General features: G+C 68.3%; 22 protein-coding genes. 13 read left to right on the top strand and 9 right to left on the bottom strand.

The features are described from left to right. Window positions 1–125 precede the first annotated feature (125 nt). The 3 genes from DLJ58_RS03565 to DLJ58_RS03555 form a co-directional block, all read right to left on the bottom strand. A complete protein-coding gene (locus DLJ58_RS03565) occupies window positions 126–1355 on the bottom strand; it encodes an MFS transporter (RefSeq protein WP_279635831.1) in 1230 nt (409 codons plus the stop codon). A gap of 329 nt (window positions 1356–1684) precedes the next feature. Next, window positions 1685–2779 carry a glycoside hydrolase family 53 protein gene (locus DLJ58_RS03560; RefSeq protein ID WP_425271290.1) on the bottom strand — a complete coding sequence of 365 codons (1095 nt, stop codon included), beginning with the start codon at window positions 2777–2779 and terminating at the stop codon, window positions 1685–1687. A 57-nt stretch (window positions 2780–2836) separates the two neighbouring features. Next, the gene (locus DLJ58_RS03555) at window positions 2837–4030 is read right to left on the bottom strand and encodes a cellulose binding domain-containing protein (RefSeq protein WP_124853835.1); all 1194 of its coding nucleotides are present in this window, start codon (window positions 4028–4030) and stop codon (window positions 2837–2839) included. A gap of 266 nt (window positions 4031–4296) precedes the next feature. Here DLJ58_RS03555 and DLJ58_RS03550 point away from each other — a divergent pair, with 266 nt between their 5' ends. Then, window positions 4297–5124, top strand: a complete 828-nt coding sequence (locus DLJ58_RS03550) for an SAM-dependent methyltransferase (protein ID WP_124853834.1) — start codon at window positions 4297–4299, stop codon at window positions 5122–5124. Between the two features lie 153 nt (window positions 5125–5277). On the opposite strand, the gene DLJ58_RS03545 is transcribed toward DLJ58_RS03550, so the two are convergent. Both DLJ58_RS03545 and DLJ58_RS03540 read right to left on the bottom strand, forming a co-directional pair. Next, window positions 5278–6564, bottom strand: coding sequence for a family 16 glycosylhydrolase (locus DLJ58_RS03545; protein ID WP_158629542.1), 1287 nt, complete (start codon window positions 6562–6564; stop codon window positions 5278–5280). A gap of 64 nt (window positions 6565–6628) precedes the next feature. Next, the gene (locus tag DLJ58_RS03540) at window positions 6629–7753 is read right to left on the bottom strand and encodes an ROK family transcriptional regulator (protein WP_124853832.1); all 1125 of its coding nucleotides are present in this window, start codon (window positions 7751–7753) and stop codon (window positions 6629–6631) included. Between the two features lie 86 nt (window positions 7754–7839). Here DLJ58_RS03540 and DLJ58_RS03535 point away from each other — a divergent pair, with 86 nt between their 5' ends. The 5 genes from DLJ58_RS03535 to DLJ58_RS03510 all read left to right on the top strand — a co-directional run bounded on the left by DLJ58_RS03535 (window position 7840) and on the right by DLJ58_RS03510 (window position 13088). Further along, window positions 7840–9156, top strand: coding sequence for an ABC transporter substrate-binding protein (locus DLJ58_RS03535; RefSeq protein ID WP_124853831.1), 1317 nt, complete (start codon window positions 7840–7842; stop codon window positions 9154–9156). Window positions 9157–9172: 16 nt separating this feature from the next. Next, on the top strand, window positions 9173–10090 hold the full coding sequence (locus tag DLJ58_RS03530; protein WP_244218768.1) for a carbohydrate ABC transporter permease: 918 nt from the start codon (window positions 9173–9175) through the stop codon (window positions 10088–10090). Continuing rightward, window positions 10087–10893 (top strand): carbohydrate ABC transporter permease, encoded by an 807-nt coding sequence (locus tag DLJ58_RS03525; RefSeq protein WP_124853829.1) that lies wholly within the window; start codon window positions 10087–10089, stop codon window positions 10891–10893. Before DLJ58_RS03530 ends, DLJ58_RS03525 begins: the two co-directional genes overlap by 4 nt. A gap of 10 nt (window positions 10894–10903) precedes the next feature. Beyond that, a complete protein-coding gene (locus DLJ58_RS03520) occupies window positions 10904–12166 on the top strand; it encodes a Gfo/Idh/MocA family protein (protein ID WP_124853828.1) in 1263 nt (420 codons plus the stop codon). A gap of 427 nt (window positions 12167–12593) precedes the next feature. After that, the gene (locus tag DLJ58_RS03510; RefSeq protein ID WP_124853826.1) at window positions 12594–13088 is read left to right on the top strand and encodes a GyrI-like domain-containing protein; all 495 of its coding nucleotides are present in this window, start codon (window positions 12594–12596) and stop codon (window positions 13086–13088) included. Between the two features lie 7 nt (window positions 13089–13095). Here the strand turns inward: DLJ58_RS03510 and DLJ58_RS03505 are convergent, their stop codons facing one another. Beyond that, window positions 13096–13503 carry a nitroreductase family deazaflavin-dependent oxidoreductase gene (locus DLJ58_RS03505; RefSeq protein WP_124853825.1) on the bottom strand — a complete coding sequence of 136 codons (408 nt, stop codon included), beginning with the start codon at window positions 13501–13503 and terminating at the stop codon, window positions 13096–13098. A gap of 116 nt (window positions 13504–13619) precedes the next feature. Here DLJ58_RS03505 and DLJ58_RS03500 point away from each other — a divergent pair, with 116 nt between their 5' ends. Then, the gene (locus DLJ58_RS03500; protein ID WP_124853824.1) at window positions 13620–14204 is read left to right on the top strand and encodes a hypothetical protein; all 585 of its coding nucleotides are present in this window, start codon (window positions 13620–13622) and stop codon (window positions 14202–14204) included. Between the two features lie 136 nt (window positions 14205–14340). On the opposite strand, the gene DLJ58_RS03495 is transcribed toward DLJ58_RS03500, so the two are convergent. Next, window positions 14341–16320, bottom strand: coding sequence for an NACHT domain-containing protein (locus tag DLJ58_RS03495; RefSeq protein WP_124853823.1), 1980 nt, complete (start codon window positions 16318–16320; stop codon window positions 14341–14343). Between the two features lie 600 nt (window positions 16321–16920). Between DLJ58_RS03495 and DLJ58_RS03485 the strand changes: the two genes are divergently transcribed. Further along, on the top strand, window positions 16921–17316 hold the full coding sequence (locus tag DLJ58_RS03485; protein WP_208740830.1) for a hypothetical protein: 396 nt from the start codon (window positions 16921–16923) through the stop codon (window positions 17314–17316). 234 nt (window positions 17317–17550) lie between these two features. Here DLJ58_RS03485 and DLJ58_RS03480 read toward each other — a convergent pair whose 3' ends face one another. Then, entirely contained in the window at window positions 17551–18288 is a 738-nt protein-coding gene (locus DLJ58_RS03480; RefSeq protein WP_124853821.1) for a GntR family transcriptional regulator, read from the bottom strand. 156 nt (window positions 18289–18444) lie between these two features. Between DLJ58_RS03480 and DLJ58_RS03475 the strand changes: the two genes are divergently transcribed. From DLJ58_RS03475 to DLJ58_RS03455, 5 genes are read left to right on the top strand one after another with little or no spacing between them, the layout of a single operon-like run. Next, complete coding sequence (locus tag DLJ58_RS03475) at window positions 18445–19644, top strand: CaiB/BaiF CoA transferase family protein (RefSeq protein ID WP_124853820.1); 1200 nt, start codon at window positions 18445–18447, stop codon at window positions 19642–19644. A 9-nt stretch (window positions 19645–19653) separates the two neighbouring features. Continuing rightward, entirely contained in the window at window positions 19654–21729 is a 2076-nt protein-coding gene (locus DLJ58_RS03470) for a hydantoinase/oxoprolinase family protein (protein ID WP_124853819.1), read from the top strand. 2 nt (window positions 21730–21731) lie between these two features. Further along, window positions 21732–23603, top strand: coding sequence for a hydantoinase B/oxoprolinase family protein (locus tag DLJ58_RS03465; RefSeq protein ID WP_124853818.1), 1872 nt, complete (start codon window positions 21732–21734; stop codon window positions 23601–23603). After that, complete coding sequence (locus DLJ58_RS03460; protein WP_124853817.1) at window positions 23600–24226, top strand: isochorismatase family protein; 627 nt, start codon at window positions 23600–23602, stop codon at window positions 24224–24226. Before DLJ58_RS03465 ends, DLJ58_RS03460 begins: the two co-directional genes overlap by 4 nt. Continuing rightward, a complete protein-coding gene (locus DLJ58_RS03455; RefSeq protein WP_124853816.1) occupies window positions 24223–25122 on the top strand; it encodes a hydroxymethylglutaryl-CoA lyase in 900 nt (299 codons plus the stop codon). Before DLJ58_RS03460 ends, DLJ58_RS03455 begins: the two co-directional genes overlap by 4 nt. Before the next feature lie 6 nt (window positions 25123–25128). Here the strand turns inward: DLJ58_RS03455 and DLJ58_RS03450 are convergent, their stop codons facing one another. Further along, window positions 25129–26286, bottom strand: a complete 1158-nt coding sequence (locus tag DLJ58_RS03450) for an acyl-CoA dehydrogenase family protein (protein WP_124853815.1) — start codon at window positions 26284–26286, stop codon at window positions 25129–25131. Window positions 26287–26288: the final 2 nt, after the last annotated feature.

Raw genomic sequence — 26288 nt, 5'->3', positions numbered from 1 at the left:
CGTCGGTCTCCGACCCGAAAGCGCCAGCAGTCGAACAGATCGCGCATCGGCGTTCGGCAACGCTCGATCAGTCGTCTGCGTTCTTCGAGGGTCAGGGGTGCATTGCGGTGGCTCACGCGGCGGCATCAATCATCATCGCGGGAGCCCGTCCACGCCAGCGCCACGTGGTCACGTCCGCGGCCCAGTATGCGTAGCGCGGGGATCGTGACGAGATTCAGCGCGAGCACGACGAGGAACGGGGCGCTGTGCTGGAGCGTGAACAGTGTGCCGAAAAGGATGGGGCCGCCGATCTCGGCTGCCATGAACGAGTACTGCCACATGGCCAGGTAGTCCCCGCGTTTCGCCTCCGGAGCCATGTTGCTGACGATCGCGACCGAGGTCGGCGCATGGAGGATCTCGGCGAGACTGAACGCGAGGACCGCCGCGGCGAGAGGAGCGACCGCGAACGGAAGCGCTGAGGATGCCGCGAACGCCAGCAGTGTGCAGCCCGCAGCCCAGGCGACGGCCGCGGTCCGCAGCACGGCGAACGGCTCGCGGCGACCCGCTTGGCGGGCGCCGACAATGCCGAAGCCGGAGATGAGCAACGCGTTCCCGACCAGCACGACGGAGCTGACCCATCCCGGGCCACCCAGCGCCATCTTGATGATCACCGGCACAGTCAGGCCCAAGAGGAGCGTCGAGATCGCGAAGACGACGTTGGTCGACAGCAGACCGAGAAAACGCCCGTCACGCAGCACCGTCCCCTGCGCGTGCGACTCTCCGGGAACCCGCGCGCGCGCTCGTGACGGTGCGACAGGCAGCATGAGCAGTACGGATGCCGCCAGGCAGCCGGCGGAGAGGAGTGCGAGCACGATATAGACCCGCGTGCCCGGAATTGTCAGCGCGATGCCGGTGATGATCCCGCCGGCGGCAATCCCCGCGGTGCGGGCGATGTTCGCCAGCGCGAACCAGTGCTGCTGCCTGGGACCGTCCTGCGCATGATCAGCGAGGGCCGCGAAGATCGTCGACCAGAACAGCCGACCGCCGATCGACATGATCGCGGTGACGGCGAACACGCTCAGCGGGTCTCGGGCGAAGGCATAGCCGAGATAGGCGAACGCCTGAATGCCCTGCGCGACGAGGACGAGTCGGCGTGCACCGTATCGGTCGGCCAACCGGCCGGCCACGGCGGGCACCGGCACGGACGTGAAACCCGCGATCCCCACGAGAACGCCGAGCATGCTCAAGCGGATGTCGGTGAGTTCGACGAAGAACACCAGCGAGAGCGGCAGGAACATTCCGCTTCCGATGGAAACGAAGACAAGAGAAGCAGTAAGCGACGCGTCAACAGCGCGGCGCCCCGAGTGGACAGACATTGAAGACTTTCGGGAAGGAGGTGAACAGGGCAGCATCGATCGCCCGCGCGCCTCAAAGACCCGCGGGAGCTAGCCCTGTCTCACGTCCATCACGAACTTCACGGCCATAACTTATACCCACGCGCGAGCCGCTGAACGTCAGCGCCCCACTGCTTGCATCACCCCGTCAACAACCTGCTGGCCAGCAACAGCGCCGTTGGGGAGGCTTGGTCCGTCTACTGATCATTTTCGGCCGGCAACGTAACAGCACAGGGCGGCATTTCCCCGCCTGGACGTCGCCCACGTGCTGACCGCCGCGCGCACGTGGCTGTTGGACGCGCGGAAGGAGGTCAGGGCGTCCACCGCACGCCCGGGTTCACCCGCCCGGACCAGTCGAAGACGGCCATGTTGTCCCACTGGTTCCCGGTGCCGTTGATGTTGGCCGGGTCCCAGCCATTGCCGCGGACGGCGTACCAGGTCGGTTCCCAGTAGAAGACGCCGATGGCGCCCGCGTTGCGGGCGGTGTTCTGCACCCAGTCGAACTCCTGGGCCTGCCCGGACCAGGTCGCGCTGATGCCGTCGCAGGTCGCGTCGCCGATGGCGTTCGGCTCGCTGTCCGCGTTGTTCCGGGTGAAGGGGTACGCGGTCTCCACGATCACCACCGGTTTGCCGTAGCGCCCCCGCAGGTCGACGATGTTGTTGTAGAGATTCGCCAGGCTGCCGTGCCACATGCAGTAGTACGACTGGGCGGTGATGTCCCACTGCACACCCTGGGCACGGATGCCGTCGTAGAACCATCGAGCGTTGGCGTTGCTGTCGGCGTTGGCGGTATGGATCATCACCGGGATGCCGCTGCCGCACGCCTTGGTCGCGTTGTAGCCCTGCTTCAGCAGGCCGGCCAGCGGGGCGAAGTCGTTGTTGACTACCTTGCCCTCGTTCCACAGCATTCCGACGTTGATCTCGTTGCCGATCTGCACACTGTCCGGTGGGGTGCCCTGCCCCCGGAGGCTGGAGCAGACGTCGTAGGTGAAGGTGTAGACGTCCGTACGCAGTTGGCTCAGGCTGTGGCCGGCCCAGGCGGCCGGCTTGTACTGCTTGCCGGGGTCGGCCCAGGTGTCGGAGTAGTGGAAGTCGATGAGCACCTTGAGGCCCTTCGCCCTGGCCGCCCTCGCCTGACCCAGCACCGCGCTCTTGTTGTTGTAGCCGCTGATCGGGTTGTTCCAGACCCGTAGCCGGACGTAGTTGACGCCGACGGACTTCAAGATGTCCAGTGGGTCGCGGGCGACCCCGCCGGCGTCGTAGTACCTGGCGCCGAGATCCAGGCTGCGCTGTAACGAGGAGACGTCGGCCCCCCGCATGGTGAGCGTGTTCGCGGCGGAGACGGGCGCGGGCGCGCCGCCGAGCGTGGCGGCGACGGCGAGGATGCCGGCCGCGACAGCCCCGATCAGGGCCCTGGCGAGGCGGTGGTGGGGTGTGGCCGAATGTGTGTTCACGATGCTCCTTCAGCCCGCCGTGCAGGGGGCGCCGTTGAGCGAGAAGCCGGTCGGCGGCGCGTCGCTGACACTCCACCGCCCCTGGACGCCGAAGGTCGCAGAGCCGTTCGGCGCGAGGACGCGGTTCCAGTCGACGTTGCGAGCGGTCACGGCGGCGCCCGTCTGGTCGATCGTGGCGTTCCACCCCGAGGTGACCTGCTGGTCTCCCGGGAAGCTGAAGGTGACGGCCCAACCCTCGATCGGTGCCGCCCCGGCGTTGTGGACCGTCGCAGTGGCCACGAAACCGCCCTGCCATTCGGACTGGTTCCGGTAGGTCACCCGGCAGGTCGAGGGCGGCGGGGGCGTCGGCGTGTCGGTCATCGTGGGCAGAGTGACCGTGTTGGAGGCGATCGACAGGTTGCCCACCGCGTCCCGGGCCCGCACGTAGTACCGGTTTCGCAGCGGCGTCGACGCAGGTAGCGGTGTCGTGTACGCCGTACCCGGCACCGTGGCGACCAGGACCGAGGTGAACCAGCCGTCGAACTGGTAGATGTAGTACCCGAGCACGCCGACGTCGTCCGTCGACGGCGACCAGGACAACGCGCCGGTCGAGGCGGTCACCTCGCCGACGGTCAGGTTCTGCGGCGCGCTCGGCGGCGTGGTGTCCGGGCCGGTGTCGGTCACCGGTGTGACCACGGTCAGCGCGTCCGACCAGTTCGAGCGTTGCCCGAGGCTGTCCCGGGCGATCATTCGGAACGAGAACTGCATGCCGGGCCCAACGTGGGCGGTGATCGTGGTGGTGGTGACCGCGCCGGCGCTGGCGCTGAGGACGATATCGCCAAACTCCTGGTAGTACGTGATGTCGTAGCCGGTGATGGCGCAGCAGCCGGACGTGGCGGCCGTCCAGGTGAGGGTGATCGACCCGGTCCGGACCTCGCTGGCGGTCAGGTTCGTGGGCGCGCTCGGCGGGACGGGCGAGGTGCTTGGCGTACTGGACGGCGTAGTCGGCGTTGGCGGGGCGGTGCCGGTCGGCGCCGCGATGGACATCGCGGCCCCACCGGGCGCCGGGGCGACGCCCGGGTACGCGGCGGGCGCAGCGGTGCCGGCGTCAGCTGCCGGTGCGGCGCTCAGAGCGGTGCCGAGCACCACCGTCGACAGCACGACGGCGGCCAGCAGACCCGGCCGCAGACGGCGGAACAGCGAGGACGAGCGAACGCCTGTCATACGTCGACGATGCCGCAAGATATCGATGAACGCCAACGTGTCTCACGCCTCGGCCGGCGGCTGGCCCGGCTCTTGGTGGATCGTCGCCACGCCTCTCCTCCTACGCCGGCACTACGTCGCTCGATGAGCGTGCTGGTGAGGCAGCGATTCGCTGGGAGCGATACCAGTGGGGCAAAATTTCACTCTCGCGATCGCTAAACTCGCCGCAACGCCGGCACCGCCCGCAGACATCAGCCTGCGCCAGCCCCCATCGAATGGAGACGCCTGTGACCCGCGACAAGGCGGCACCCCCCGGTATCGACCCCAACATTCCGAGCGTGGCCCGGGTTTATGACTTCTTCCTGGGCGGCAAGGACAACTTCGAGGTCGACCGGAAGGTCGCCGAGCACGCCCTGCGGATCACACCGGACGGGCCGGCAGCCGGCCAGGCGAACCGGGCCTTTCTGCGTCGAGTGATTCGCTTCCTCGTCAGCGAGGCGGGCATCGACCAGTTCCTCGACATCGGATCGGGGCTGCCCACCCAGGGCAACGTGCACGAGGTCGCCACCGAGCAGAACCCGAAGGCTCAGGTGGTCTATGTGGACAATGACCCGATCGTCCTGACGCACGGGCGGGCCCTGCTCGCCGCGGAGGGCACCGCGACGGTGATCCAGGCGGACATCCGGGAGCCGCAGGCGATCCTCAACCATCCGGACGTACGTCGGTTCCTCGACTTCGACCGGCCGATCGGGTTGCTGCTCTTCGCGATCCTGCACCACCTCGGCGACGACGAGGACCCGAAGGCGGTGGCGGCCGCGTTGATCGACGCGCTGCCGTCCGGCAGTTACGTGGCGATCTCGCACTTCCGCGACCCGGGCGAGCGAGACCCAGAGGGCTCCCGCAAGGCCCGCGAGGTCGAGCGGGTCTTCAACGAATCGTTGGGCACCGGCCGCTGGCGTACCGACGAGGAGATCCTCTCGTTCGCCGACGGGCTGACGGTGTTGGAGCCGGGGCTGGTGCCGCTGGCCGAGTGGCGTCCAGAGCCGGATGCACCGGCTGCGGTGCAGACCGACACCTATCACACCTTCGTCGGGCTCCTCGCCCGCAAACCGTAGGCGTTCCGCCTTCCGTTCAGGCCCATCGGCGAGAGCTCGCCCAGGGCCAGGGCAGGATGCTGTTCGGCAGCAGAAAGGCCGCCTCCCGAACCCGGGAGGCGGCCTTCGACCTGCGGAAACTGAGAGCGGGTGACGCTGGTAGGTCGCGGTTCGTCAGGAGGCGGGTTCGAGGTCCCATTGGCTGGTCCACCAGCCGGCGGGCGCGGCGCCGTACTGGATGCTGCCGGTCATGTTTTCGGTATGCGCGTAGGTGCCATTCCAGCGGTTCTTCAGGCGCAGGCGACCGTCGACGGGCTCCTGGGTCCACTGCGCCGACCAGTAGGTGCCGGGCACCGCACCGGTCTGCACGTTGCCGGTCTGGTTCTCCACGTGCAGGTAGTTGCCGGTGGCACGGTTCTTGAGCCGGACGTAACCGTCGACGTTTTCGACGGCCCACTGGGCGGACTGGTCGGTGGTGGAAGCGGCGGCGTACTTGGCGGTGCCGCTGCCGTCATCCTTGACGTACTGGCCGGTCTGCCGGTTCTTCAGCCGCTGATAGGACACCGGGTAGCCGCCGTCCTTCTTGTAGACACGGAGGTAGTCGACGCTCCAGGTCTTGGGCCAGACGTCGTTGTGCCGACCGGAGCCGGCGTCGGTGTAGATGCCCATGATCAGCCCCATCGGCATGTTGGGGGCGTCGTTGATCGTCCGGTAGAGCTGGCCGTCGTAGTAGAACTTGATGTCGGTGGGCGTCCACTCCATGCCATACGTGTGGAACTCGGTGGTCGGCGACCCGCTGGGAACGGGGGCGATCGACGCGTACGAGCTGGACAGGAAGTTCGGGTCGCCCCAGCCGTGGGCGGCGATCCGCCAGTTGTTCGGCTCGTTGAAGAAGGTCTCGACCATGTCGACCTCGGGGTTGCGCGAGGCGCTGGAGGTGTCCCCGGTGCCGACCAGCCAGAGGGCCTGGTGGCCGCCTCCGCCGACGTTCGACTTCTTGGCGCGCAGCTCGACGTAGCCGTACTGGAACGTGTAGCCGTTGAAGTCGGGCTCGTGGTGGTTCAACGGCATCGAGGCGTTGAACTTGTGCCAGTAGTCCTTGTTGTAGGTCTGGAACGAGGAAATCTTCACCGTGCCGTCGTACTGCGGATTCCAGGCCGGGGTGTCGGCGTCGAGCCGCTGCGTGAGCACACCGTCGGCGATGGTGTAGCGCGCCTTGGCACCCAGCTCCCGGTTGGCCGGGGAGGTCCAGTGCGGCAGGTAGTAGGGCAGCCAGCGATTCGTGTTGAGGGTGCTGACGTCGAACTCTTCGGCGAAGTCGAGGGTGTAGCCCGGTTTGGCGAGCGGGCTGGGAGGGGTGTCGCCGGCCTGGGCCGCCGGGGCGGCGACGACGCCGGCGAGGGTGACGCCGAGGATCATCGAGCCCGCTGCGGCTAGAACTCTTCGAAAGCGATGCGCCATGAGGCACTCCCGGGGGAAACGAAAGAAAAGCTCTTTCGGAATATGCCGGTGAGCTCTGGCGCTGTCAAGAGCCATCGGTGAAGAGCTCTGCGCGCACCGCGTCCCGGGCGGTCTCGACAGCGCCGATGGCCACCGCGTCGTCTCCCAGCGCGGAGATCGCCAGACCTGGCAACTCGTACAGGATCTCGGCGAGGTGACGCCGCACCGGCTCCATGACCGTCTCACCGGCGCGCGCGACGCCGCCGCCCACCACCACCAACTGCGGGTCCATGGCGAGAACCATGGCGCCCACTCCCTCGGCGAGCGCCCGCGCGTAGTCGTCGACGGCCTCGACCGCGCGCTTGTCCCCCCGCCTGGCCTGCGCGAAGACCCACTCGCGTGAATTCATGCCGGGGGCGACCCCCGCGTCGGAAAGCAGCTTGCGGGGTGCCGCCTCCCAGCCCAGGCCCGGGTGCCGGCCGATCTCGCCGGCAGCCCCCCGGCCGCCGCCGAACGGCCTGCCGTCCACCAGGACGCCGACGCCGAGGCGGTGCCCGGCATGCACGTACAGGACGTGGTCGACCCCCTGCGCGGCACCGACCCGGTGCTCGGCCAGGACCGCGAGGTTGGCGTCCTTGACGGCGCTCACCGGGCAGTCAAGGCGGGCGGTGAGTTCCTTGGCCAGTGCCGTGCCGGTCCAGTCCGGAATGGCCACGCTCAGCCGTACGACACCGTCGGTGATGATGCCCGGGGAGCCGGCGCAGGCCGCCCACAACCGCGGCGAGTCGGCCGGCATCGTCCGTCGCAGCAGGTTGACAGCGGCGTCGATGCGCCCGGCCGGGTCCAGGTCCGGGTGGATGGCGGCCCGTGCAGCCGCCACCTGCGCGCCGGCGAGGTCGGTGATCCGCACCGACACCGCGTGCGCCCCGATGTCGAGGCCGGCCAGGATGCCCGCGTCCGCGGCGAAGCGGTACCGCTGCGCGGGCCGTCCTCCGGTCGGGGCGTTGTCGAATCCGTCCAGAACCAGGAGTCGAGACTCCACCAGTGAGGTCAGGATGCCCTGCACGGTGGGGCGGGACAGCCCGGTCTCCCGGGCGACACCGCTGATGGTCAGCGAAGGCCCCTCGTAGAGGAGCCGCAGCACACGACGCGTGTTCAGGTGCCGTAAGGCGCTCTGGTCCCCGCCTGGAAGAGCATCACCTACGGTCATTCGCTGCCCCTTGACGTGCGTTCGTAGACGGCTCACTATAGCGAACGCAAGTTTCCTTCGAAACCACTCCTGCCCTGGGAGACCTTATGAAGTCCATGACATCCGTGAAGAGTGCGCTCAGCGCGGCAGCCGTGCTTCTCGCGCTCGGCGCATGCGCACCCGGCAGTTCCTCCGGCGACGAACCGGCCGCCGACGCGAACGCGCCCGTCCAGACCGGCGTTCCGAGCGGACAGGTGGAACTCAACCTGATCGCCACCCCCGAGTCGGGTGCCGCCATGAAGGACATCATCCCGGCGTTTCAGACGAAGCACCCCAACGTCAAGATCAAGTACGTCGACACCACGTACGACGACTACAACAAGTCCCTCAACCTCGCGCTGTCCAGCGACACCTCGCCAGACATCGTGCTGCTCAACGCGGTGGGCACCACGGTCAAGGACCAGTTGATCCTCAACCTCCAGCCCTATGCCAAGGCGTACGGCTGGGAGTCGGCCTACCCGGCCGGACAGCTCAACCAGTGGCGGGTCGCCACGGACGGCACCACCCTTGGTTCAGGCGACCTGTACGCGGCACCCGCGTCCTTCTCCCAGGTCGGGCTCTACTTCAACAAGGCCAAGTTGAAGAAGCTCGGCATCGCCGCGGCTCCGGCCACGATCGAGGAGTTGGAAGCCGCCCTTGCCAAGGCAAAGGCCAGCGGTGAGACCCCACTCCAACTGGGCAACAAGGAGGGCCACGCCTCCTTCCCGATCCAGCTCATCGGTCAGTCCACGGACGGCCCGGCCGCGTACGCCAAGTGGGTCTTCGGTGAAGGCGGAGCCACCTTCGACACCGCTGGGAACACCAAGGGCGCCCAGAGCATCACCGACTGGGGTACGAAGGGCTACTACTCCAAGGACGCCAACGGCATCGACCTCCAGGGTGCGGTGGACAAGTTCACCAAGGGCGACGGCGTCTTCTTCGTGGACGGTTCCTGGGACTCGAAGAAGATCGGCGATGCGCTGAAGGGCGACGCCGGCTTCGTGCCCTTCCCCGGCCCCAAGGCCACCGCCATCGGCACCTCGGTGGCATACGGGATCTCGCGTAAGTCGAAGAACGCGCAGGCCGCCGCCGCCTTCCTGGACTTCCTGCGCGGCCCGGAGGCTGCCAAGGCCTCGTTCGCCCAGGGCTTCCTGCCCTCGGACACCTCGACGGTGACCGCTGAGCCCGGCACCATCTCCGCCGACCTGATCGCCGCGTGGAACAAGGTCAACGCCGATGACGGGCTCATCGGGTTCAACAACAACGCCACCGCGACCATGAACGACACGCTGGTCGCCGAGACCCAGAAGCTGATCGCCGGCAAGGTCGCCCCCGCCACCTTCATCCGGGCCGTCCAGTCCGACTGGGCCAGGACGCATGGCTGACAGCCTCGCGAATCGCGTGGCCGTCCGGGACCGCACCGTCGTCGCACCCGCGACGCCGGTGCGGGCCCGGCGGTCGCGGGCACGACTCGTACCGCTGCTCTACACCGCACCGGCGCTGCTCTTCTACGCGGCCTTCGTGATCGCGCCCTGGCTGCACAGCCTGTGGATCTCGTTCTGGGACTGGAACGGGATCGGCGTCGCCACCTGGGCCGGGCTCGACAACTACCGGGAGATCCTGGCCGACCCGGCGCTGCGGCTCTCCCTGGTCCACGCCTTCGGGCTGATCCTCTTCTACTCGGTCATCCCGATCTGTTTCGGCCTGGTGCTGGCGGCGCTCGTCGCGAACGTGCCCTGGAAGGGCATGCCCTTCGTCCGTACCGTGATCTTCCTGCCGCAGATCCTTCCGCTGGTCGCGGTCGGCAGCGTGTGGAAGCTGTTCTTCGACGACGACGGACCCTTCAACGCGCTGCTGCGCGCGGTCGGCCTGTCCGACTTCACCCGGGCCTGGCTGGGTGACTTCACCTGGGCCTACCCTGCGGTCGGAGTCGTCGGGACCTGGGTCTCGACCGGGCTCTGCTTCCTGCTGCTCTACTCCGGAATCGGCAAGATCGATCCGGCCCTGTACGAAGCCGCCCGGCTCGACGGCGCCCGCGCGATCCACGAGTTCTGGCACGTCACAGTGCCGGGTCTGCGCCGGGAGTTGTCGGTGGCGGCGACCGTCACCGTGATCGCCGCCCTGGCCAGCTTCGACGTCGTCTACGTGATGACCGGCGGCGGCCCCGGCGAGTCGACCATGGTGCCCGGTGTCGCCATCTACCGGCTGACCTTCACCGCAGGGCAGGTCGGCACCGCCTGTGCGCTCGCCGTCGTCCTGTCCCTGTTGACCTGCGCGGTCATGTTCGCCCTCAACCGCCTCACCCGGGAGAAGCCATGATCCGGTCGCTGACCCGGTTGTCGCTGCTGGCTGCCACAGCCTCGGTGCTCGTCCCCTTCTACGCGATCCTCGCCGCGTCGCTGCAACCACAGGACAATCTCAGCCCGGGCCTGGCCTGGCCGTCGGACCCGCAGTGGCACAACTACGTCGACGCCTGGTCGACCGGCGGTTTCGCGGACCTCATGCGGTCCAGTCTGATCATCGCGCTCGGCGTCGTACCCCTCGCACTGGTGCTCGCTACGCTCGCCGGATACGGGCTGGCGATGATGCGGCTCGCCGTCCGGGGGCCGATCTTCGCATTGCTCATGCTGGGTCTGGCCCTGCCGTACGAGTCGATCGTCATCCCGCTCTACTACGACCTCAAGTCGATCGGTCTCCTCAACACCTACTGGGCCGTCATCCTGCCGCTCATCGGGGCATTCATGCCGTTCGGGGTGTTCTGGATGCGGAGCCACTTCGAGTCGCTGCCGCCGGAACTCACCGAGGCCGCCGAGATGGACGGCGCGTCCAGCAGGCAGATCCTGCGCGAGGTCCTGCTGCCCACCGCACGGCCGGCGCTCACCACCCTCGGCCTCCTCTACTTCATGTGGGCGTGGAACCAGTTCCTGCTCGCGCTGATCCTCATCCAGGACCCGGCGATGCGTACGGCGCCGTCCGGGCTCGGCAAGTTCATCCAGGCCTACGGCCGCAACATCCCGCTGCTCAGCGCCGGAACGATCATCGTCATCGTGCCCGTGGTCATCCTCTACCTCTTCTTCCAGCGCCACTTCGTCAAAGGCATCCTTTCCGGCGCCATCAAATAGGAGACACCTGATGTCCATCACACTGGCGATCGCCGGTGCCGGAGCGCGCGGTGCGGCCTACGCGCGGCTCGCCGCCGCCACCACCAGAGCCACGATCGCAGCTGTCGCCGATCCCGATCCCGCCCGTCGCATCGCCCTGGCCGACGAGTTCGACGTACCCGCGGAGCGCCGGTTCGCCTCGTGGGAAGACCTCGCCGCACAGCCCCGGCTCGCCGACGCGGTGATCGTCGCGACCCCCGATCGCGCGCACGTCGAGCCGGTGGTGGCCTTCGCCGAGCGCGGCTACGCGATCCTGCTGGAGAAGCCGATGGCGCCGCTGCCCGAGCAGGCGGAACGCATCGTCGCCGCAGCCGTCGACAACGACGTCCTCCTCGCCGTCTGTCACGTACTCCGATACACGCCCTATTCCCAGACACTCAAGCGGCTCATCGACTCCGGGCGGATCGGCGCGATCGTCAGCATCGACCACCTGGAGCCTGTCGGCTGGTGGCACCACGCCCACAGCTACGTGCGCGGCAACTGGGCGGTGGAGGCCGAATCCTCCTCGATGCTGCTCGCCAAGGCCTGCCACGACGTCGACTGGCTCGGCCACCTCATCGGCCGACCGGTCCGACGGGTCTCCTCCTTCGGCGGCCTCGCCCACTTCCGGCCGGAGAACCGTCCGGCCGGAGCGACCGGGCGCTGCGTCGACTGCCCGGTCGAACGATCGTGTGCCTACTCGGCGATCCGGATCTACGAACGATTCCTCGGTGACCCCGTCCACGAGGCATGGCCGCTGGGCGTGCTCACCGACGACGTCAGCGCGGAGGGCGTCCGCAAAGCCCTGGAGGACGGGCCGTACGGCGTCTGCGTCTACACAGGCCGCAACGACGTCGTCGACCACCAGGTGGTCAACCTCGAATATGAGGGTGGCGTCACGGTCGCCTTCACGGTGACGGCCTTCACCGCGCTCGACTTCCGCAAGACGCGAATCTTCGGCACGCTCGGCAGCATCGAGGGAGATGGCCGCACCCTGCGCGTCCACGACTTCCTCACCGACACGGTCGAGACCATCGACCTCGATCCCGACGGCGACGCCTCAGCCGCCGACGGACACGGCGGCGCCGACGGGGCGCTCATCGAGGCGTTCATCGCGGCGGTCGCCACCGGAGACCGCTCACTGGTCACCTCCGGACCCGAGGAAAGCATCTCCTCACACCGAGTCGTCTGGGCGGCGGAACGGTCCCGCGCTACCGGCAACGTCGTCGAGCTGACTCCGGCCACGTCGATCTAGGAATACGCCGGCCATCCGCCGAGCGAAACCCCGGGGCGACCAACTTGCGGTCGCCCCGGGAGGATGGCCCCTCCGCTGGTGCTCGATCTTGGAGGATCCGCAAACCCGGCCCGCAGCTCGCGCTTCCGGGTCTGGCAGGGCCAGGGCAGGCCGCAGCCACCACAGCTCCAGATCGGCATGACCGCCCGTGGACGGTCACCGCACACCCGCCAAGAAGCAACAGGTAGTGATCGCCCGTGCCTGCCGGCTGGTCGCCCATTCAACCTGCCAGCACGAGTACGGCGTGAGCCGCCCACCTCGTACGTCGACCTGGCCCATCGACACGCGGCGGCCGGACCGTAGGAACCTGATCCTGCGGGTCACGCTTTGTCATAGGCCTTGAGTAGCTTCTATGCAACGCGGACCACACGCCGAAGGACGGCCAAAGATGCGACTACCGGTCAGGCGAGTCGAGCGCACCGAGACGCCGGTCATGTTCGTGGCCGCCACGGACGGGTCCGCCGAGATCGGGCCAGCCTGGGACCACCTGGAGACCGTGCTCGGATCGCTGCGTGGGCGCAAGTTCCTCGGGGTGTTCGACGACTCCGGCATCTACCGCTGCTGCGTGCAGGTCCGCGTCGGCGACGAACCTGACCAACTCGGGCTGCAGTCCGGCGTCGTTCCAGGAGGCCACTACCTGAGCGCAACCGTGCGGGGTCCCCAACCCGCCGCCTATGCCCTGCTCACCCCGACCTTTGAACAGTTGTCGGGCTTCGGCGATCGAGACGACACTCGCCCCAGTATCGAGTACTACCGCCGCCACGACCGGATCGACCTGCTGATGCCCATCCGAGGCAGGGCTGAACCACCCGGTCGCTACAGATCAGCGATGGGCCCCCGAGCGGGAACAGCACAAAGGTCCGCCCCGACGACGACTGCCTGAAGTCCCCCTACTGCCCGGGTTCCAATACGACGACTGGGATCTGACGGGTGGTCTTCCGCTCGTAGTCGGCGAAGCCTGGATACGCGGCCTTCTGCGCGCTCCAGATCCGTTCCCGTTCGTCCCCGGCGGCAACTCTGGCGACCAACTCGACCTTGTCCGTACCGATCTCGGCTTGGGCCTTCGGGTTAGCGAGCAGGTTGTAGTACCAGTCGGGGTTGGTGGGCGCACCGCCCTTGGACGCGAACACGGCATAGCCGCCGTCCACCTTCTGGTACATCATCGGGTTCACGCGAGGCTGGCCGCTCTTGGCACCGACCGTGTGCAACAACAGCAGCGGGGCGCCGGCGAACTGACCGCCGACCTGCCCACCGTTGGCGCGAAACTCTGCGATGATCTTGTCGTTCCAGTCGCTCATGCCTTCTCCTCGCCCCGCGCACCAGCTCCGTCAACACGATTCTGACAGTCTCGGGCGCCCACTGCTTGCTTGCGCAGGGCTGCGGTCGCCACGTACACCGATGTAGATTCTCGGCCGTGGGTGAGAGTCGTTTCGAGCGCTATGACCGGTACGAACGGTCTCTTGTTGACGTACTCAACCTTCTCAACCTCGCAGCGCCGCTCGCACCTTCCGGCGACGAGCGGAACGACCCGCAGGCCCGACGGAGCTGGCAATGCACCGTGGCCTGGATGATCATGCAGGAGGCGGTACCGCCGCAGCCCGAGGAGTTGTTCGAACCGCTGATGCTCGCGGGCGTCTACGAACCTGACCCAAGTCACACCCTACGACTCATCAGACCAGCACTCGCTGCTTTCGGCCGCCGACGCGTCCAGACCCGGCTGCTCGAATATCTTCGAACGGGAACCGATTACGAGATCATCGGCGCTGCCGACGCCTGGTACTGCAGTTACACGCGCGTCACGGGCAGCGACGCCGAGAACGATCCGTGCACCGACCTGCGGCATGCCTTCCAGGCAACCGGCCTGCGCATATTCCTGGCCAACGACCACCCGGGAGTCCGCGCCCGTTTCATCACCCTGCTGAACCTTCGCGCAGACGACAACCCACCAGAGCTGCGCCCGCTGGTCTCCGAGGTGCTGAGCATCGTTCGCCCGGCGTGACACTGCGTCTGTTCACGTGATGGGGAAGAAGCCCAGACCGTAAGAGCCGACATCTGCGCGCGGCTGGGCGTTGAGGCGCGCCCCAGGGGTGGGCGTTGTGGCACACCTGGGACCAACTCCTAATATTTTCGCTGGCTCACTCGACTGGCGATCTGGCCTGTTGACGAGCGCCCGTCCGGGCTCTCACGCGGCGCAGGTGTTCACGGGCGTCGTGCCGGTGGGCGAAGTGCGACAGCAGGTCGTCGTGGCGGAACTGATACGAGATGCCAGCTGGGCGCAAGAAGCCGAACGCGCACATTCGCTGCAGGCAGCGGGCCGGTGCCGGAGGCATCCGGAACGCCGAGGCGACGATCATTGCGAGGTAGCGCCGCCAGAGCGCGCAGGCGACCGTCTCGCCGACGATTACGCAATAGCCGAGACCCAGCACGGCGCCGGGCCACAGACCCCAGGTGTAACTGAAGGCCCACACCACTGCCGGGCAGGCGACTGCCGCGGAGAGCCGGGACACCGTGCGCTCGTGGCGCAGGACGCCGAGCGGACCGACGATCTCCGGGCGGGCATCGGTAGCCAAAGTCTGTCCAAACCCGACGGTCAGCCCGATCGCGAGCCACGACGTGGCGAATCCGATCAGCCCGACCAACGGGCCAAGGAGCAACCAGGCGGCCACGCCGATGAGCAGGGCCGTTGCTGCCTGCGGTAGGAAGAACCGCGGATTGCCTAGCCGGGACCAGTCTGGGGTGGCCGCTGGCACCCACGGCTTCGTGCTCGTCCGCGCCAGCATCGCCGCCCAGGTCAGAGCGCCGACAAGCAGGACACCGCGGCCGAGCCACCCCCGTGGCCACAGGAACAGAGCCAGCCAGACGAAGCCGGGCGCTGACAACAGTACGCACATGGCGAAGTCCACGATGCGTGGTGCCCGGCGGCCTGCGATCGGCCAAAGTCGGTGCAGCACGATGTCGCGGGACGGCAAGGTCCGTCCTGCGAAGCTGGCCTGGGTCACGCGATTGTGTTCCAAGTGGCGCGCGTACCGCGACAGCCAGTACAGGTCTGCGACGTTGCGGAGGCGGCGCCACATTGGGCCTGTCAGGACCACTGATTCCACGTAGCGCGCCACCAGCGACCTGACATCAGCCGCCTCCGCGCCGGTGACCAGTTGCCCGGAGGAACCGCCAACCTCCCGCCGGTTGCGGGCTAGCTCCGCCACCATGCTGAGCTGCCACGGGCTTCTCAGCGCCTTCACCTGGCCGGCATCCCGCAACGACTCGGCCAGGCTTTCCGCCACCGGGAAGCGGTCGGTGCCTCCGATGGAGCGCGACAGGTAGGTTGTGGCGTCGGCGTAGCCGACCGGCCGAACCGTGTACGCGGTCAACGTGTGATGTTCGCGCAGGTCCACTCGGATCGCCCGCCAGGTGGTCTGGCGACAGGTGAGTAGGAACGGTGGCCGCTTGCCGCGCAGCCGCCACTCGACGAGCCGCTGGAGAAACCACTCGGCCGGCTCCACGGCCTCCTCCGTGCTGCAGAGTTCGTCGAGTCCGTCGAGCAGGGGCAGCACGTCGCCCGACTCGATCAGCTCTCGGGCGGATCGGCGGGATACGTTGAGTTCGACCGCGACGAAGCCGGCTAGCCAGGTCGTGATGTCGTTCTGACCGGTCCAGCGGCTCAACGGCACGACCAGTGGAAGTACCCGCGGATCGTCGTTGACCAACTCCAGCGCGATCCGCAGCGTGCTGTACGACTTCCCGCGACCGGGGTGGGCGACCAGGACCGCCCGTGTCTGCCGGTGCCGCAGCCCGTCGGCGAGAGCCCGCAGCGTCGTATCGGGTTCGCCGCCTGCCCCATACGCCAGGTCGATGTCCTCCGCGGTCCGGCGCATCTGCGCGGCCCGGGCGGCGACGTCGCTGGCGACCTTCAGTTGCAGTCGCGCGAGCAGCCCGAGTGGCTCCTCTCGACGGGCCAGCCAGCGCAGGCACTGCACCATCACGACAAGCAGGGCCACCGCGCCAAGGATCGTGCCCAGGTAGCCGGACTGGCCGGAAGGCGTCGGCTCGGCCCGGTAGGCCGGGATGAACCGGATAACGGTGACCACGAGAACTACGCCGACGAGCACTGTGAGCACAGCGGCCGTCCAACGCAGTATCTGTTGTCGTCGGGACCGGGTCATCGCAGCGTTGGAGACGGAGGCATGTCGATTCCTTCTCAGGTCGTTGTCCGACGATAACTGATGGCTGCCCGACGAATCTGCGTCGCCAGGGTGAGGCTGGAATGCTCCGGCGAGGACGCCACGGCGCGAACGTCCAAGTCCTCGCCGACGCCGCCGGACGGCCGATCTGGGCCTGCTGTCGACGGCGGTAATGGGAGGGCGACGCTCGCCCTTTGGTCCTAGAGTGCGATCCATGTCGGGCCGACGGGAACGCATACGTCGAGAGCTGGGCGGCTTCCTCAAGCAGTACGGCCGCAGTTCTCGATCCCGTAACGGGATGGATCCCAACGATCGCCAGTACAGCCGCAAACTGGAAACCCAGATCAAGCGGCTACGCCCTGAGGACCTCGACTCTCTGATGCGAGACGACGAAGGGGACGCCCAGTAGCAGGCACCGGAGCTTTGGAACGGCGCCCCTTGCCCCCAGGCAACCAACACGGGGAGCAGGTCGGTTGTGCCGTCGCACTATGGCCGTGTGGGTCACGCGAAGGCGCCGGCATTGGGCACAATCTCCCGGTGGTGTTCGACTTTGGTATCGCTGGTTACCAGCCGGGTTGGCTCAACGGGGTCGACGAGATCGCCGACCGTCACGGTCACCGGCTGCAGAGCCTTGTCGGCCGCCGACTGACTTCTACCTGGCTGGTGTGGGATGACGACCGCGACGACTGGTTCGCTGACTGCCCGGTAGTGCTCGACTTCGCAGGGGAACGCCTGGAAGTCAACCACCAGAAGTTCGACGATCTGTCGATCACGTGGAACTCGATCGACGTGACCCGGAGGCCAGAGTGGCCGACATCGGACGGCTTCCAGCTGCGGTGGCGCGATGATGTCCCCGCCGTGTTGGCGGCCCGGTGCGGGCAGCGGATTGATGCGGTAGAGCTTCTCGGGTCAGCAGCGCGAAGCAGGCGATGAGCGCACCATATCCAGCTCGGCCAACTCGCCGGTGACGTCAACGCGGATCGGCCCGCCCGGCCGGCCAGGGAGGCGCACCGCGAGCCGATGCCCGTCGCGGACCAGCTCACCGCCGCAGCGACCGGGCGCCCAGTGCGTCACCGCGCCCGATCCCAGCAGGTGTGACCGGCTCGGGCCGAGCCGAGCGCCCCGACCGCGTACGTGCAATGGCGATCGCTGAACCCGCCCACATGATCAGAGTGGCGGTTGACCTGTGGTTGCGCTGACCTGGTCCGGCAGGTCCGGGCCAGACGCCCGGTCGCCGCCGTCTCGCAGCCGGATGGAATGCCATGCCGCGCGTACGTGGCTGCGCATGACCGACTCCGCCCAGTCGGGGTCGGGCGCGGCCAGGGCTGCCACCAGTTCGTGATGGTGAACCAGGCTACGGCGCAGCGCGTCCGGGCTGTAGCGGGAGAAGGTTCGCCAGACGAGCGGCATCTGGATCACCGATGAGACGACGCCGGCCAGTCGGCTGTTGTCGGACGCCTCAAGGATCATCCGGTGGAACCGATTGTTCAGCTCGGTGAGCTCGTCCACATCGGTCGGTCGTCCGTCCGGTGCCACCTCGTCCATCCGGTGGGCCAGCGCGTCGAGCGCGTCCACGTCGATGGTGCCCGTGGTCGCCGCCAGTCGGCAGCCCCACGGCTCGAGCACGGCCCGCAGGCTGAAGATTTCGTCGAGGTCGTGGATGCTCCAGGCCTGGACCTGCACGCCACGGTTGCGTTCGTGGCGGACCAGTCCCTCCGCGGTCAGCCGTCTGAGCGCCTCCCGGACGGGCGTCCGACTCACCCCGATCGACTCGGCCAACTCGCCCTCGCGGAGCCACGCGCCGGCCGACCGTTGCCCGGACAGGATCTGGTCCCGGATCAGCCGATAGGCGTCGTCGGCGGCGTGGCCGTTGTCGGCCTCCCGCGGTGGCGTGTGGTCGCTCATGATGCTCGGCACCGTAGCAACACGGCAGGTTGTATGCAATCTCTCTACGGGGCATTGACACCCGAGGAGCAGAGGCCTACTTTCCCTGCACAAGCTGCTGTAACGAGAGTCACAGACCTGTGAATTGCATGCAAAGAGACGTTGATTGAGAGGCTCATGAGCACTCCACTGCCGCTTGACGACATCCGGGTGATCGAGCTCGGCCAGCTGCTGGCGGGGCCGTTCTGCGGTCAACTCCTGGGTGACTTCGGCGCCGAGGTGATCAAGGTCGAGGATCCGGGTCGGGGCGACCCCATGCGACAGTGGGGGCGCGAGAAGCCGTACGGCAAGTCGCTCTGGTGGCCGGTGGTGGCGCGGAACAAGAAGTCCGTGACCGTGAACCTGCGGACCGAGCAGGGTCAGGATCTGGTTCGCGAGCTCATCGCGCGGGCGGACGTGTTGATCGAGAACTTCCGGCCCGGCACGTTGGAGCGCTGGGGCTTGGCCCCGGAGCGGCTGTGGGAGATCAACCCCGGCCTGATCGTCACCCGCGTGACCGGCTTCGGGCAGACCGGCCCGTACTCGTCACGTGCCGGATACGGATCGATCGGCGAGGCGATGGGCGGAATTCGGTACGTGACCGGCGACCCCGATCGCCCTCCGGCCCGGGCCGGCGTCTCTCTGGGCGATTCGCTGGCGGCGACGTTCGCCTGCCTGGGCACCCTGGTGGCACTGCACCAGCGCGGACGTACCGGTCGAGGCCAGGTGGTGGACTCGGCCATCTACGAGGCCGTGCTGGCGATGATGGAGTCGCTCATCCCCGAGTACCAGATCGCCGGCTACCAGCGGGAGCGGACCGGAACGACACTTCCGAACGTGTCCCCGAGCAACGTCTACCCGACGGCCGACGGCGAGATGGTGCTGATCGCGGCGAACCAGGACACGGTCTTCCGCCGGCTCGCCGAGGCGATGGGGCGGGTGGAGCTGGCCACCGACGAGAAGTACGCCACCCACGGCGCCCGAGGCCGGTGGATGGAGCAGCTGGACGGCCTGGTCGCCGAATGGAGCTCGACGCTCGCGGCCGACGATCTGCTCGAACGGTTGCACGCCCACGGCGTTCCGGCAGGCCGCATCTTCCGGGCCCGGGACATGCTCGAGGACCCGCACTTCGCCTCGCGGGAGGCGATAGTCCGGCTGACCCACCCCGGTCTCGGGGAGTTCGCCATGCACAACGTCGTACCCAAGCTCTCTGACAGCCCGGGCCGGGTCCGGCACGTCGGTCCCGAGCTCGGTGAACACAACGAGGACATCTATCGCGACCTGCTGGGGCTCGGCGACGACGCGATGGCGTCGCTGCGTTCTGCCGGCGTCATCTGAGGAGGAACCATGACCTACCGACTCGGCGTGGACGTCGGCGGAACGTTCACCGACATCCTGCTGATAGACGAGGCGACCGGAGAGACCTACCGGGCCAAGACCTCCTCCACGCCCGAGGACCAGTCCATCGGGGTGCTGCGTGGCATCGAGCGGGCCTGCGAGGCCGCCGGCGTGCCCATGTCGGAGATCACCGACGTGTTCCACGGCACCACGGTCGCCACGAACGCGATCCTCGAGGGCAAGGGCGCCCGGGTTGGGCTGGTCACCACCGACGGCTTCCGGCAGGTGCTCCAGATCGCCCGTTCCTTCGTGCCAGGTGGCCTGGCCGGCTGGATCATCTGGCCGAAGCCGGAGCCGCTGGCGGCGCTGGAGGACACCGTGGAGGTCGTCGGCAGGATCGGTGCCGACGGCGCGGTGGTGACCGAACTCGACGAGGCTGACGTCCGTACGAAGCTGCGCAAACTCCGGGCGCAGGGCATCGAGGCGTTGAGCGTCAGCCTGATCAACTCCTACGCCAACCCGCAGCACGAGCGCCGGGTGGCCGAGTTGTCCGCCGAGGAGCTTCCGGGCGTACCGGTGTCGCTGTCGTCCTCGGTGTTGCCGGAGCTTCGCGAGTACGAGCGGACCATCACCACCGTCGCGAACGCGGCCGTGCAGCCGCAGGTGGCGCGCTACGTGGCCAACCTTGAGGCGCAGCTGCGCGAGTCCGGGGTGGACGGCCGGCTGTGCATCCTGCGCAGCGACGGTGGTCTGGTCTCCGCGGCCGTCGCCGCGGACAACCCGGTGAACCTGCTGCTGTCCGGCCCCGCCGGCGGGGTTACCGGCGCGACCTGGGTGGCGGAGCAGGCCGGCTACCCGGACTTCCTGACCTTCGACATGGGCGGCACCTCCACCGACGTCGCCCTGGTTCAGGGGCTCACCCCGCGGGTGGGTCGGGAAACCACGGTCGGGGACCTCAAGGTCCGCGCCACCTCCGTCGACGTACGAACCGTGGGTGCCGGCGGCGGATCCATCGCCCACGTACCGCCGCTGACCCAGGCGCTCCGGGTAGGGCCGCAGTCAGCCGGTGCCGCACCCGGTCCTGCCGCGTACGCGGCGGGCGGTGAGCAACCGACGGTGACCGACGCGAACGTGGTGCTCGGCTACCTGCCCACCGACCTGGCCGGTGGCGAGATCACGCTGGACCGTGCGGCGGCACGAGCGGCGGTGAAGTCGATCGCCGACGCCACTGGGCTGGAGTCGGTCGAGGCCGCCGCCGCGGGCATCATCGACATCGTCAACGAGAACATGTTCGGGGCGTTGCGGCTGGTGTCGGTGCAGCAGGGCTTCGACCCGCGCGACTACGCGCTGGTGGCCTTCGGTGGCGCCGGCCCTTTGCACGCCAACGCTCTCGGCAGACTGACCGGGGCCTGGCCCGTGATCATTCCGCCGTCGCCGGGAGTGCTGTGCGCCTACGGCGACGCGACGACCAACCTGCGCGACGAGTCGGTGCGGACGTTGGTGCGCCGCTTCAACGAAATGACCGACGAGAGCCTTCGCGCGGTACTCACCGAACTCGCGAGCAAGGCGTGCTCCACGCTCAGCGAGCAGGGCGTCCCCGAGGATGAGCAGCACGTCGTCTACTCCGCCGACCTGCGCTACCACGGACAGGGCTTCGAGATCCCGGTAGCCGTCGACATCGACACCTTCGACGGGAACGGCGGTGGGCTCGCGGCCCTGCGGTCGGCGTTCGACGCCGATCACCAACGACTGTTCTCCTTCGTTCTCGATGCCGAACACGAGCTGGTGACCGTCCGGGCCACCGCTCACGGTCCCCGGCCCCAGGTCGCCGCGCCCGAGCTGGAGCATGGTGACGAGGACCCGAGCCCCGCACTGCGGGCCCACCACCGCATCTGGGTCGAGGGCGCCGAAGTGGAAGCCGGCATCTACGACCGGACCCTGCTGCGGGCGGGCAACGTCGTGCCCGGTCCGGCGATCATCACCGAAATGGACTCCACGACCCTCGTGCTGCCCGGACACACGGCGGCGGTGCATCCCAGCGGCAGCCTCCTCATCCGCCCCGTCGACACCCACCGGGAGAACTGACCATGGCACGCCTCATCGAGACCGCTACCGGACCACTTCGCTCCGTGGATGTCGACCTGGTCACCATCGACCTGATCGAGAACGGGCTGCGCAACGCCCGCTACGAGATGGACGAGGTGCTCTTCCGGACCGCGCTGTCGCCGGGGATCCGTGAACAGCACGACGAGTTTCCGCTGATCGCCAACCCTGACGGCAAAATGATGGTGGGACAGTTCGGGCTGTCCATCCCCGACTTTTTGGAGAACTTCGACGGCGACATCGAGGAGGGCGACGTCCTGCTGACGTCCGACCCCTACTCCTGCGGTGCGGCGATCAGCCATGCGAACGACTGGCTCGTGGTGCTGCCCATCTTCTTCGAGGGCCGCATCGTGGGCTGGGCGGCGATGTTCGGGCACATGTCCGACGTCGGCGGCAAGACACCGGCGTCGATGCCGACCGATGCCCGCACCATCTTCGAGGAGGGCGTGGTGATCCCGCCCTTCAAGCTGTACCGCAAGGGCGTGCTCGCCGAGGACGCCCTGCGGATCATCCTCAACCAGGTGCGGAAGCCCGACTGGAACCGCGCCGACCTCAACGGCATCGTCGCGGCGTGCCGGACCGCTTCCCGTCGGGTCCAGGAGATGTGCGCCCGGTTCGGGGTGGACACGTACAACTCTGCGCTCGACCAGCTCCTGGACCGCAACTACCGGGCCATGAAGATCCTGCTCCACGCGGTCTTCAAGGAGGGCGAGACGCTGTCGTTCACCGACTACATCTGCGACGACGGCCTCGGCTACGGCCCCTACGAGCTCAAGCTCAGCCTGACCCGTACCGGTGACAAGGTGCTGCTGGACTTCACCGGCAGCAGCCCGCAGGCGCAGGGCCCGATCAACTACTACATCAACGAGAACCTCGTCCGGATGTTCTTCGGCATCTACATGATCACCGTCGCCGACCCGCAGATCCTCTGGAACGACGGCTTCTACCCGCTGGTCGACGTCACGATCCCCGACGATTCGTTCTGGAAGCCCACGTACCCCGCCGCCCTCAACGCGCGTAACCACGGCATCGGTCGCGTCTTCGACCTGTTCGGCGGCCTGCTCGGTCAGACGAACCCCGGGCTGCTCAACGCCGCCGGCTTCTCGTCATCGCCGCACTTCATGTATTCGGGCACCTACGGGCCCGGCGAGCGCAAGGGCGAGTGGTTCCAGCTGTACTCGATCGGATTCGGCGGGATTCCCGGCCGACCGCTGGGGGACGGCCCGGACGGCCACTCGCTGTGGCCGTCGTTCGTCAACATCCCGTGCGAGTACCTGGAGTCCTACTACCCGCTCCGGATCGAACGCTGGGAGACCATCGCGGACACCGGTGGCGCCGGGCTTCATCGCGGCGGGAACGGCGTCGACGTGGCCTACCGGTTCCTGGAGGCCGGCACGATCGCGATCCACGACGACCGCTGGCTCACCTATCCGTGGGGGGTCAACGGTGGCGAGCCCGGTGCGCGCGGCCGCAAGTGGCTCGAACGCGCCGACGGCGGCACCGAGATCCTGGGCAGCAAGGTGCACGACGTGCCCGTAGCTCCCGGGGACGTGCTGCACTTCGTCACCTGGGGTGGCGGCGGTTGGGGCGACCCGCTCGCCCGCGACCCGGAACTCGTCGGCCTCGAGGTCCGCCGGGGTCTGGTCAGCCCCACGGGGGCTCGCCGCTACGGCGTGGTCTGCGACGAGGCCGGCGCCGTCGACGTCGCGGCCACCGAGGAGGTACGGGCCGAGCTGCGTCACGGACGTCCGGACCCACTGCCCACGTTCGACATGGGACCGCCGATGGAAACCATCCTGGACCGGTGCCTGGAGGAGACCGGTCTTCCTGCTCCTCGGCCGCCTGTCGCCCGATGAGCCCCGTGCCGGACAGCAGCGACGACGGATTCGGGGGCGCACTCCTGCCCGGCGCCCGTCCCGCGGTGCTTGTCATCGACCTGATGCGGGCCTACTTCGACCCGGCCAGCCCCCTGTGCCTGCCGTCCGCGGACTGCCTGCCCTCGGCTGGCCGGGTCATCGCCGCAGCCCGCGACCACCGGGTTCCCGTGCTGCACACCCGCGTCGCGTACGGGCCCGGCGGTGTCGACGGAGGCCTCTTCGTCCGGAAGGTCACCGCCCTTCGGCAGCTCTTCTCCGGCGGTGGCGCGATGGGTGAGCTGATGCCGCAGGTCTCCCCCGCCGAGAATGAACTGGTGCTGGTCAAGCAGTACGCCAGCGCCTTCTTCGGCACGTCGCTGGCCTCCACCCTGCGGGCGGAGCGCATCGACACCGTCGTGCTGATCGGCGTGAGCACGAGCGGTTGTGTCCGTGCCACGGCGGTGGACGCGATCCAGCACGGTTTCGTCCCGCTGGTGGTCTCCGAAGCGGTGGCGGACCGCGCCCCCGGCCCGCACGAGGCGAGCCTGTACGACCTGCAAGCCAAGTACGCCGAGGTGATCAGCGAGGCCAGGGCCGTCGCGTACCTGTCGGAGGAGCGATGACAATCATGGTCGACATCGTGGAGGTTTCGCCCCGCGACGGTTTGCAGAACGAGGCGACGCTCCTCACCACCGCCGACAAGATCGAGCTCATCGAGCGGTCGGTACGCGCGGGAGCCCGGCGAGTGGAGGTGACCAGCTTCGTCAACCCCGCCCGCGTTCCGCAGATGGCGGACGCGGACGAGCTGATGGCCGCGCTCCCCCGCCGCGACGGCGTCCGATACGCGGGCCTGGTGATGAACCGCCGCGGCCTGGACCGAGCTCTGGCCGCGGGCGTCGACGAGATCAACGTCGTCGTCGTGGCCACGGACACCTTCTGCGGCCGCAACCAGGGCATGACCACCGCCCAAGCCTGTGACACAGCCGCAGTACTGGTGCGGGCGGCTCGCGAGGCAGGGGTGTTCACGACGGTGACCGTGGGCGCCTCGTTCGGATGCCCGTTCGAAGGCGAGGTCCCGCCGAATCGGCTGCGGGAGGTACTCACCCGGGTGCGGGACGCGGGTCCGGACGAACTGGCCCTCGCCGACACCATCGGAGTGGCCGTACCCTCCGACGTCACCGATCGGCTGACGCTCGCCCGGGAGGTCACGCAGTCCCGCACACCGCTGCGGCTGCACCTGCACGACACCCGGCACACCGGCGTGGCCAACGCGGTCGCGGCAGTCCAGGCGGGCGTCACCACCCTCGACGCCAGCATCGGTGGAACAGGCGGTTGCCCGTTCGCACCGGCGGCGACCGGAAACGTCGCCACCGAGGATCTCGTCTACCTCTTCGACCGGATGGGGCGGTCCACCGGCCTGAATGTGGAGGAACTGACCTCGGCCGTCTCCTGGTTGGAACGGAGACTCGGCAAGCAACTTCCCGGCGCTCTGCTCCGGGCGGGCGGTTTTCCCGCCTGAGCAGTGTCAGACCGTCACGTCGCCGCGTACGAGCGCCTTCGCGACGACGGTCCGCAGGATGTCGTTCGTGCCCTCGCCGATGCTCATCAGGATCGAGTCCCGGTAGAGGCGCTCGACCTCGAACTCGGTGGAGTAGCCGTAGCCGCCGTGCACCTTCATCGCGTCGATCGCGGCTTCGAGGGCCACCTCCGAGCAGAACACCTTGGCCATCCCGGTCTGCCCGTCGGCGCGACCGCGCCGGACCGCGTCGGCCGCCCAGTACGCCATCAGGCGGGCGGCCTGGAGCTGGATCGCGATGGTGGCGAGCTTGAGCTGGATCGCCTGGAACTCGGCGATGTGCTTGCCGAACGCCTTACGCTGCCGGGCGTAGGCCAGCGCCTCGTCGTGGGCGCGCTGCGCGATGCCGACCGACCGCGCGGCGATGTTGACCCGGCCCCACTCCAGGGCGGACAACGCCTGCTTGAGGCCGACGCCCTCGACGCCACCGAGCAACCGGTCCTTCGGTACCCGCACGTTGTCGAGAAGGATCTCGCAGGACTCGGTGCCCTTGTAGCCGAGCTTCGGGATGTCCCGCAGGACCTGGAAGCCGTCCAGCGTCGCGTCGACGAGCAGCACGCTCATGCCGGTGTGCGCGGGCGTGGCTTGCGGGTCGGTCTTGACCAGCACCGGCAGCGGGTCGGCGTACCGCGCGTTGGTGATCCACATCTTGGTGCCGTTGACGACGTAGTGGTCGCCGTCGAGGCGGGCGGTGGTGCGGATGCCCTGCAGGTCGGTACCGGCGTCCGGCTCGGTGAGGCCGATGCCGGTCCGCCGGGCGCCGGTGGCGAGGTCGGGCAGGTAGGCCTGCTTCTGCTCCTCGGTGCCGTGTATGGCGATCATCCGGCAGGCCAGGGAGTGGCTGCCGAGGATGCCGGCGATGCCCATCCAGCCGCGGGCGAGTTCCTCGAACACCAGCGCGAACGAGACCGGGTCGAGGTCGAGGCCGCCGTACTGTTCCGGCACGGTGATGCCGAACAGCCCCATCTCGGCCATCCCCCGCACGATCTCCGTCGGGTACCGCCCGGTTTGCTCCCACTCCCGCGCGACCGGGATGATCTCCCGGTCGACGAACGTGCGGAGCAGGGCGCGGAAGTCCTGCTGCTCCTCGGTGAGCGTGAAGTCCATGG

It is taken from the genome of Micromonospora arida, assembly GCF_003857035.1.
Taxonomy (GTDB): Bacteria; Actinomycetota; Actinomycetes; order Mycobacteriales; family Micromonosporaceae; genus Micromonospora; species Micromonospora arida.
This window is presented reverse-complemented; position numbering and strand designations above follow the sequence as displayed.

Bases quoted from the DNA above. Each gene is read 5' to 3' on its own strand.
- DLJ58_RS03480 (WP_124853821.1), bottom strand. From the start codon at position 18,288: ATGAGCGACCACACGCCACCGCGGGAGGCCGACAACGGCCACGCCGCC.
- DLJ58_RS03525 (WP_124853829.1), top strand. From the start codon at position 10,087: ATGATCCGGTCGCTGACCCGGTTGTCGCTGCTGGCTGCCACAGCCTCG.
- DLJ58_RS03470 (WP_124853819.1), top strand. From the start codon at position 19,654: ATGACCTACCGACTCGGCGTGGACGTCGGCGGAACGTTCACCGACATC.
- DLJ58_RS03460 (WP_124853817.1), top strand. From the start codon at position 23,600: ATGAGCCCCGTGCCGGACAGCAGCGACGACGGATTCGGGGGCGCACTC.
- DLJ58_RS03465 (WP_124853818.1), top strand. From the start codon at position 21,732: ATGGCACGCCTCATCGAGACCGCTACCGGACCACTTCGCTCCGTGGAT.
- DLJ58_RS03510 (WP_124853826.1), top strand. From the start codon at position 12,594: ATGCGACTACCGGTCAGGCGAGTCGAGCGCACCGAGACGCCGGTCATG.
- DLJ58_RS03450 (WP_124853815.1), bottom strand. From the start codon at position 26,286: ATGGACTTCACGCTCACCGAGGAGCAGCAGGACTTCCGCGCCCTGCTC.
- DLJ58_RS03555 (WP_124853835.1), bottom strand. From the start codon at position 4,030: ATGACAGGCGTTCGCTCGTCCTCGCTGTTCCGCCGTCTGCGGCCGGGT.
- DLJ58_RS03540 (WP_124853832.1), bottom strand. From the start codon at position 7,753: ATGACCGTAGGTGATGCTCTTCCAGGCGGGGACCAGAGCGCCTTACGG.
- DLJ58_RS03535 (WP_124853831.1), top strand. From the start codon at position 7,840: ATGAAGTCCATGACATCCGTGAAGAGTGCGCTCAGCGCGGCAGCCGTG.
- DLJ58_RS03545 (WP_158629542.1), bottom strand. From the start codon at position 6,564: ATGGCGCATCGCTTTCGAAGAGTTCTAGCCGCAGCGGGCTCGATGATC.
- DLJ58_RS03565 (WP_279635831.1), bottom strand. From the start codon at position 1,355: ATGTCTGTCCACTCGGGGCGCCGCGCTGTTGACGCGTCGCTTACTGCT.
- DLJ58_RS03455 (WP_124853816.1), top strand. From the start codon at position 24,223: ATGACAATCATGGTCGACATCGTGGAGGTTTCGCCCCGCGACGGTTTG.
- DLJ58_RS03475 (WP_124853820.1), top strand. From the start codon at position 18,445: ATGAGCACTCCACTGCCGCTTGACGACATCCGGGTGATCGAGCTCGGC.
- DLJ58_RS03505 (WP_124853825.1), bottom strand. From the start codon at position 13,503: ATGAGCGACTGGAACGACAAGATCATCGCAGAGTTTCGCGCCAACGGT.
- DLJ58_RS03520 (WP_124853828.1), top strand. From the start codon at position 10,904: ATGTCCATCACACTGGCGATCGCCGGTGCCGGAGCGCGCGGTGCGGCC.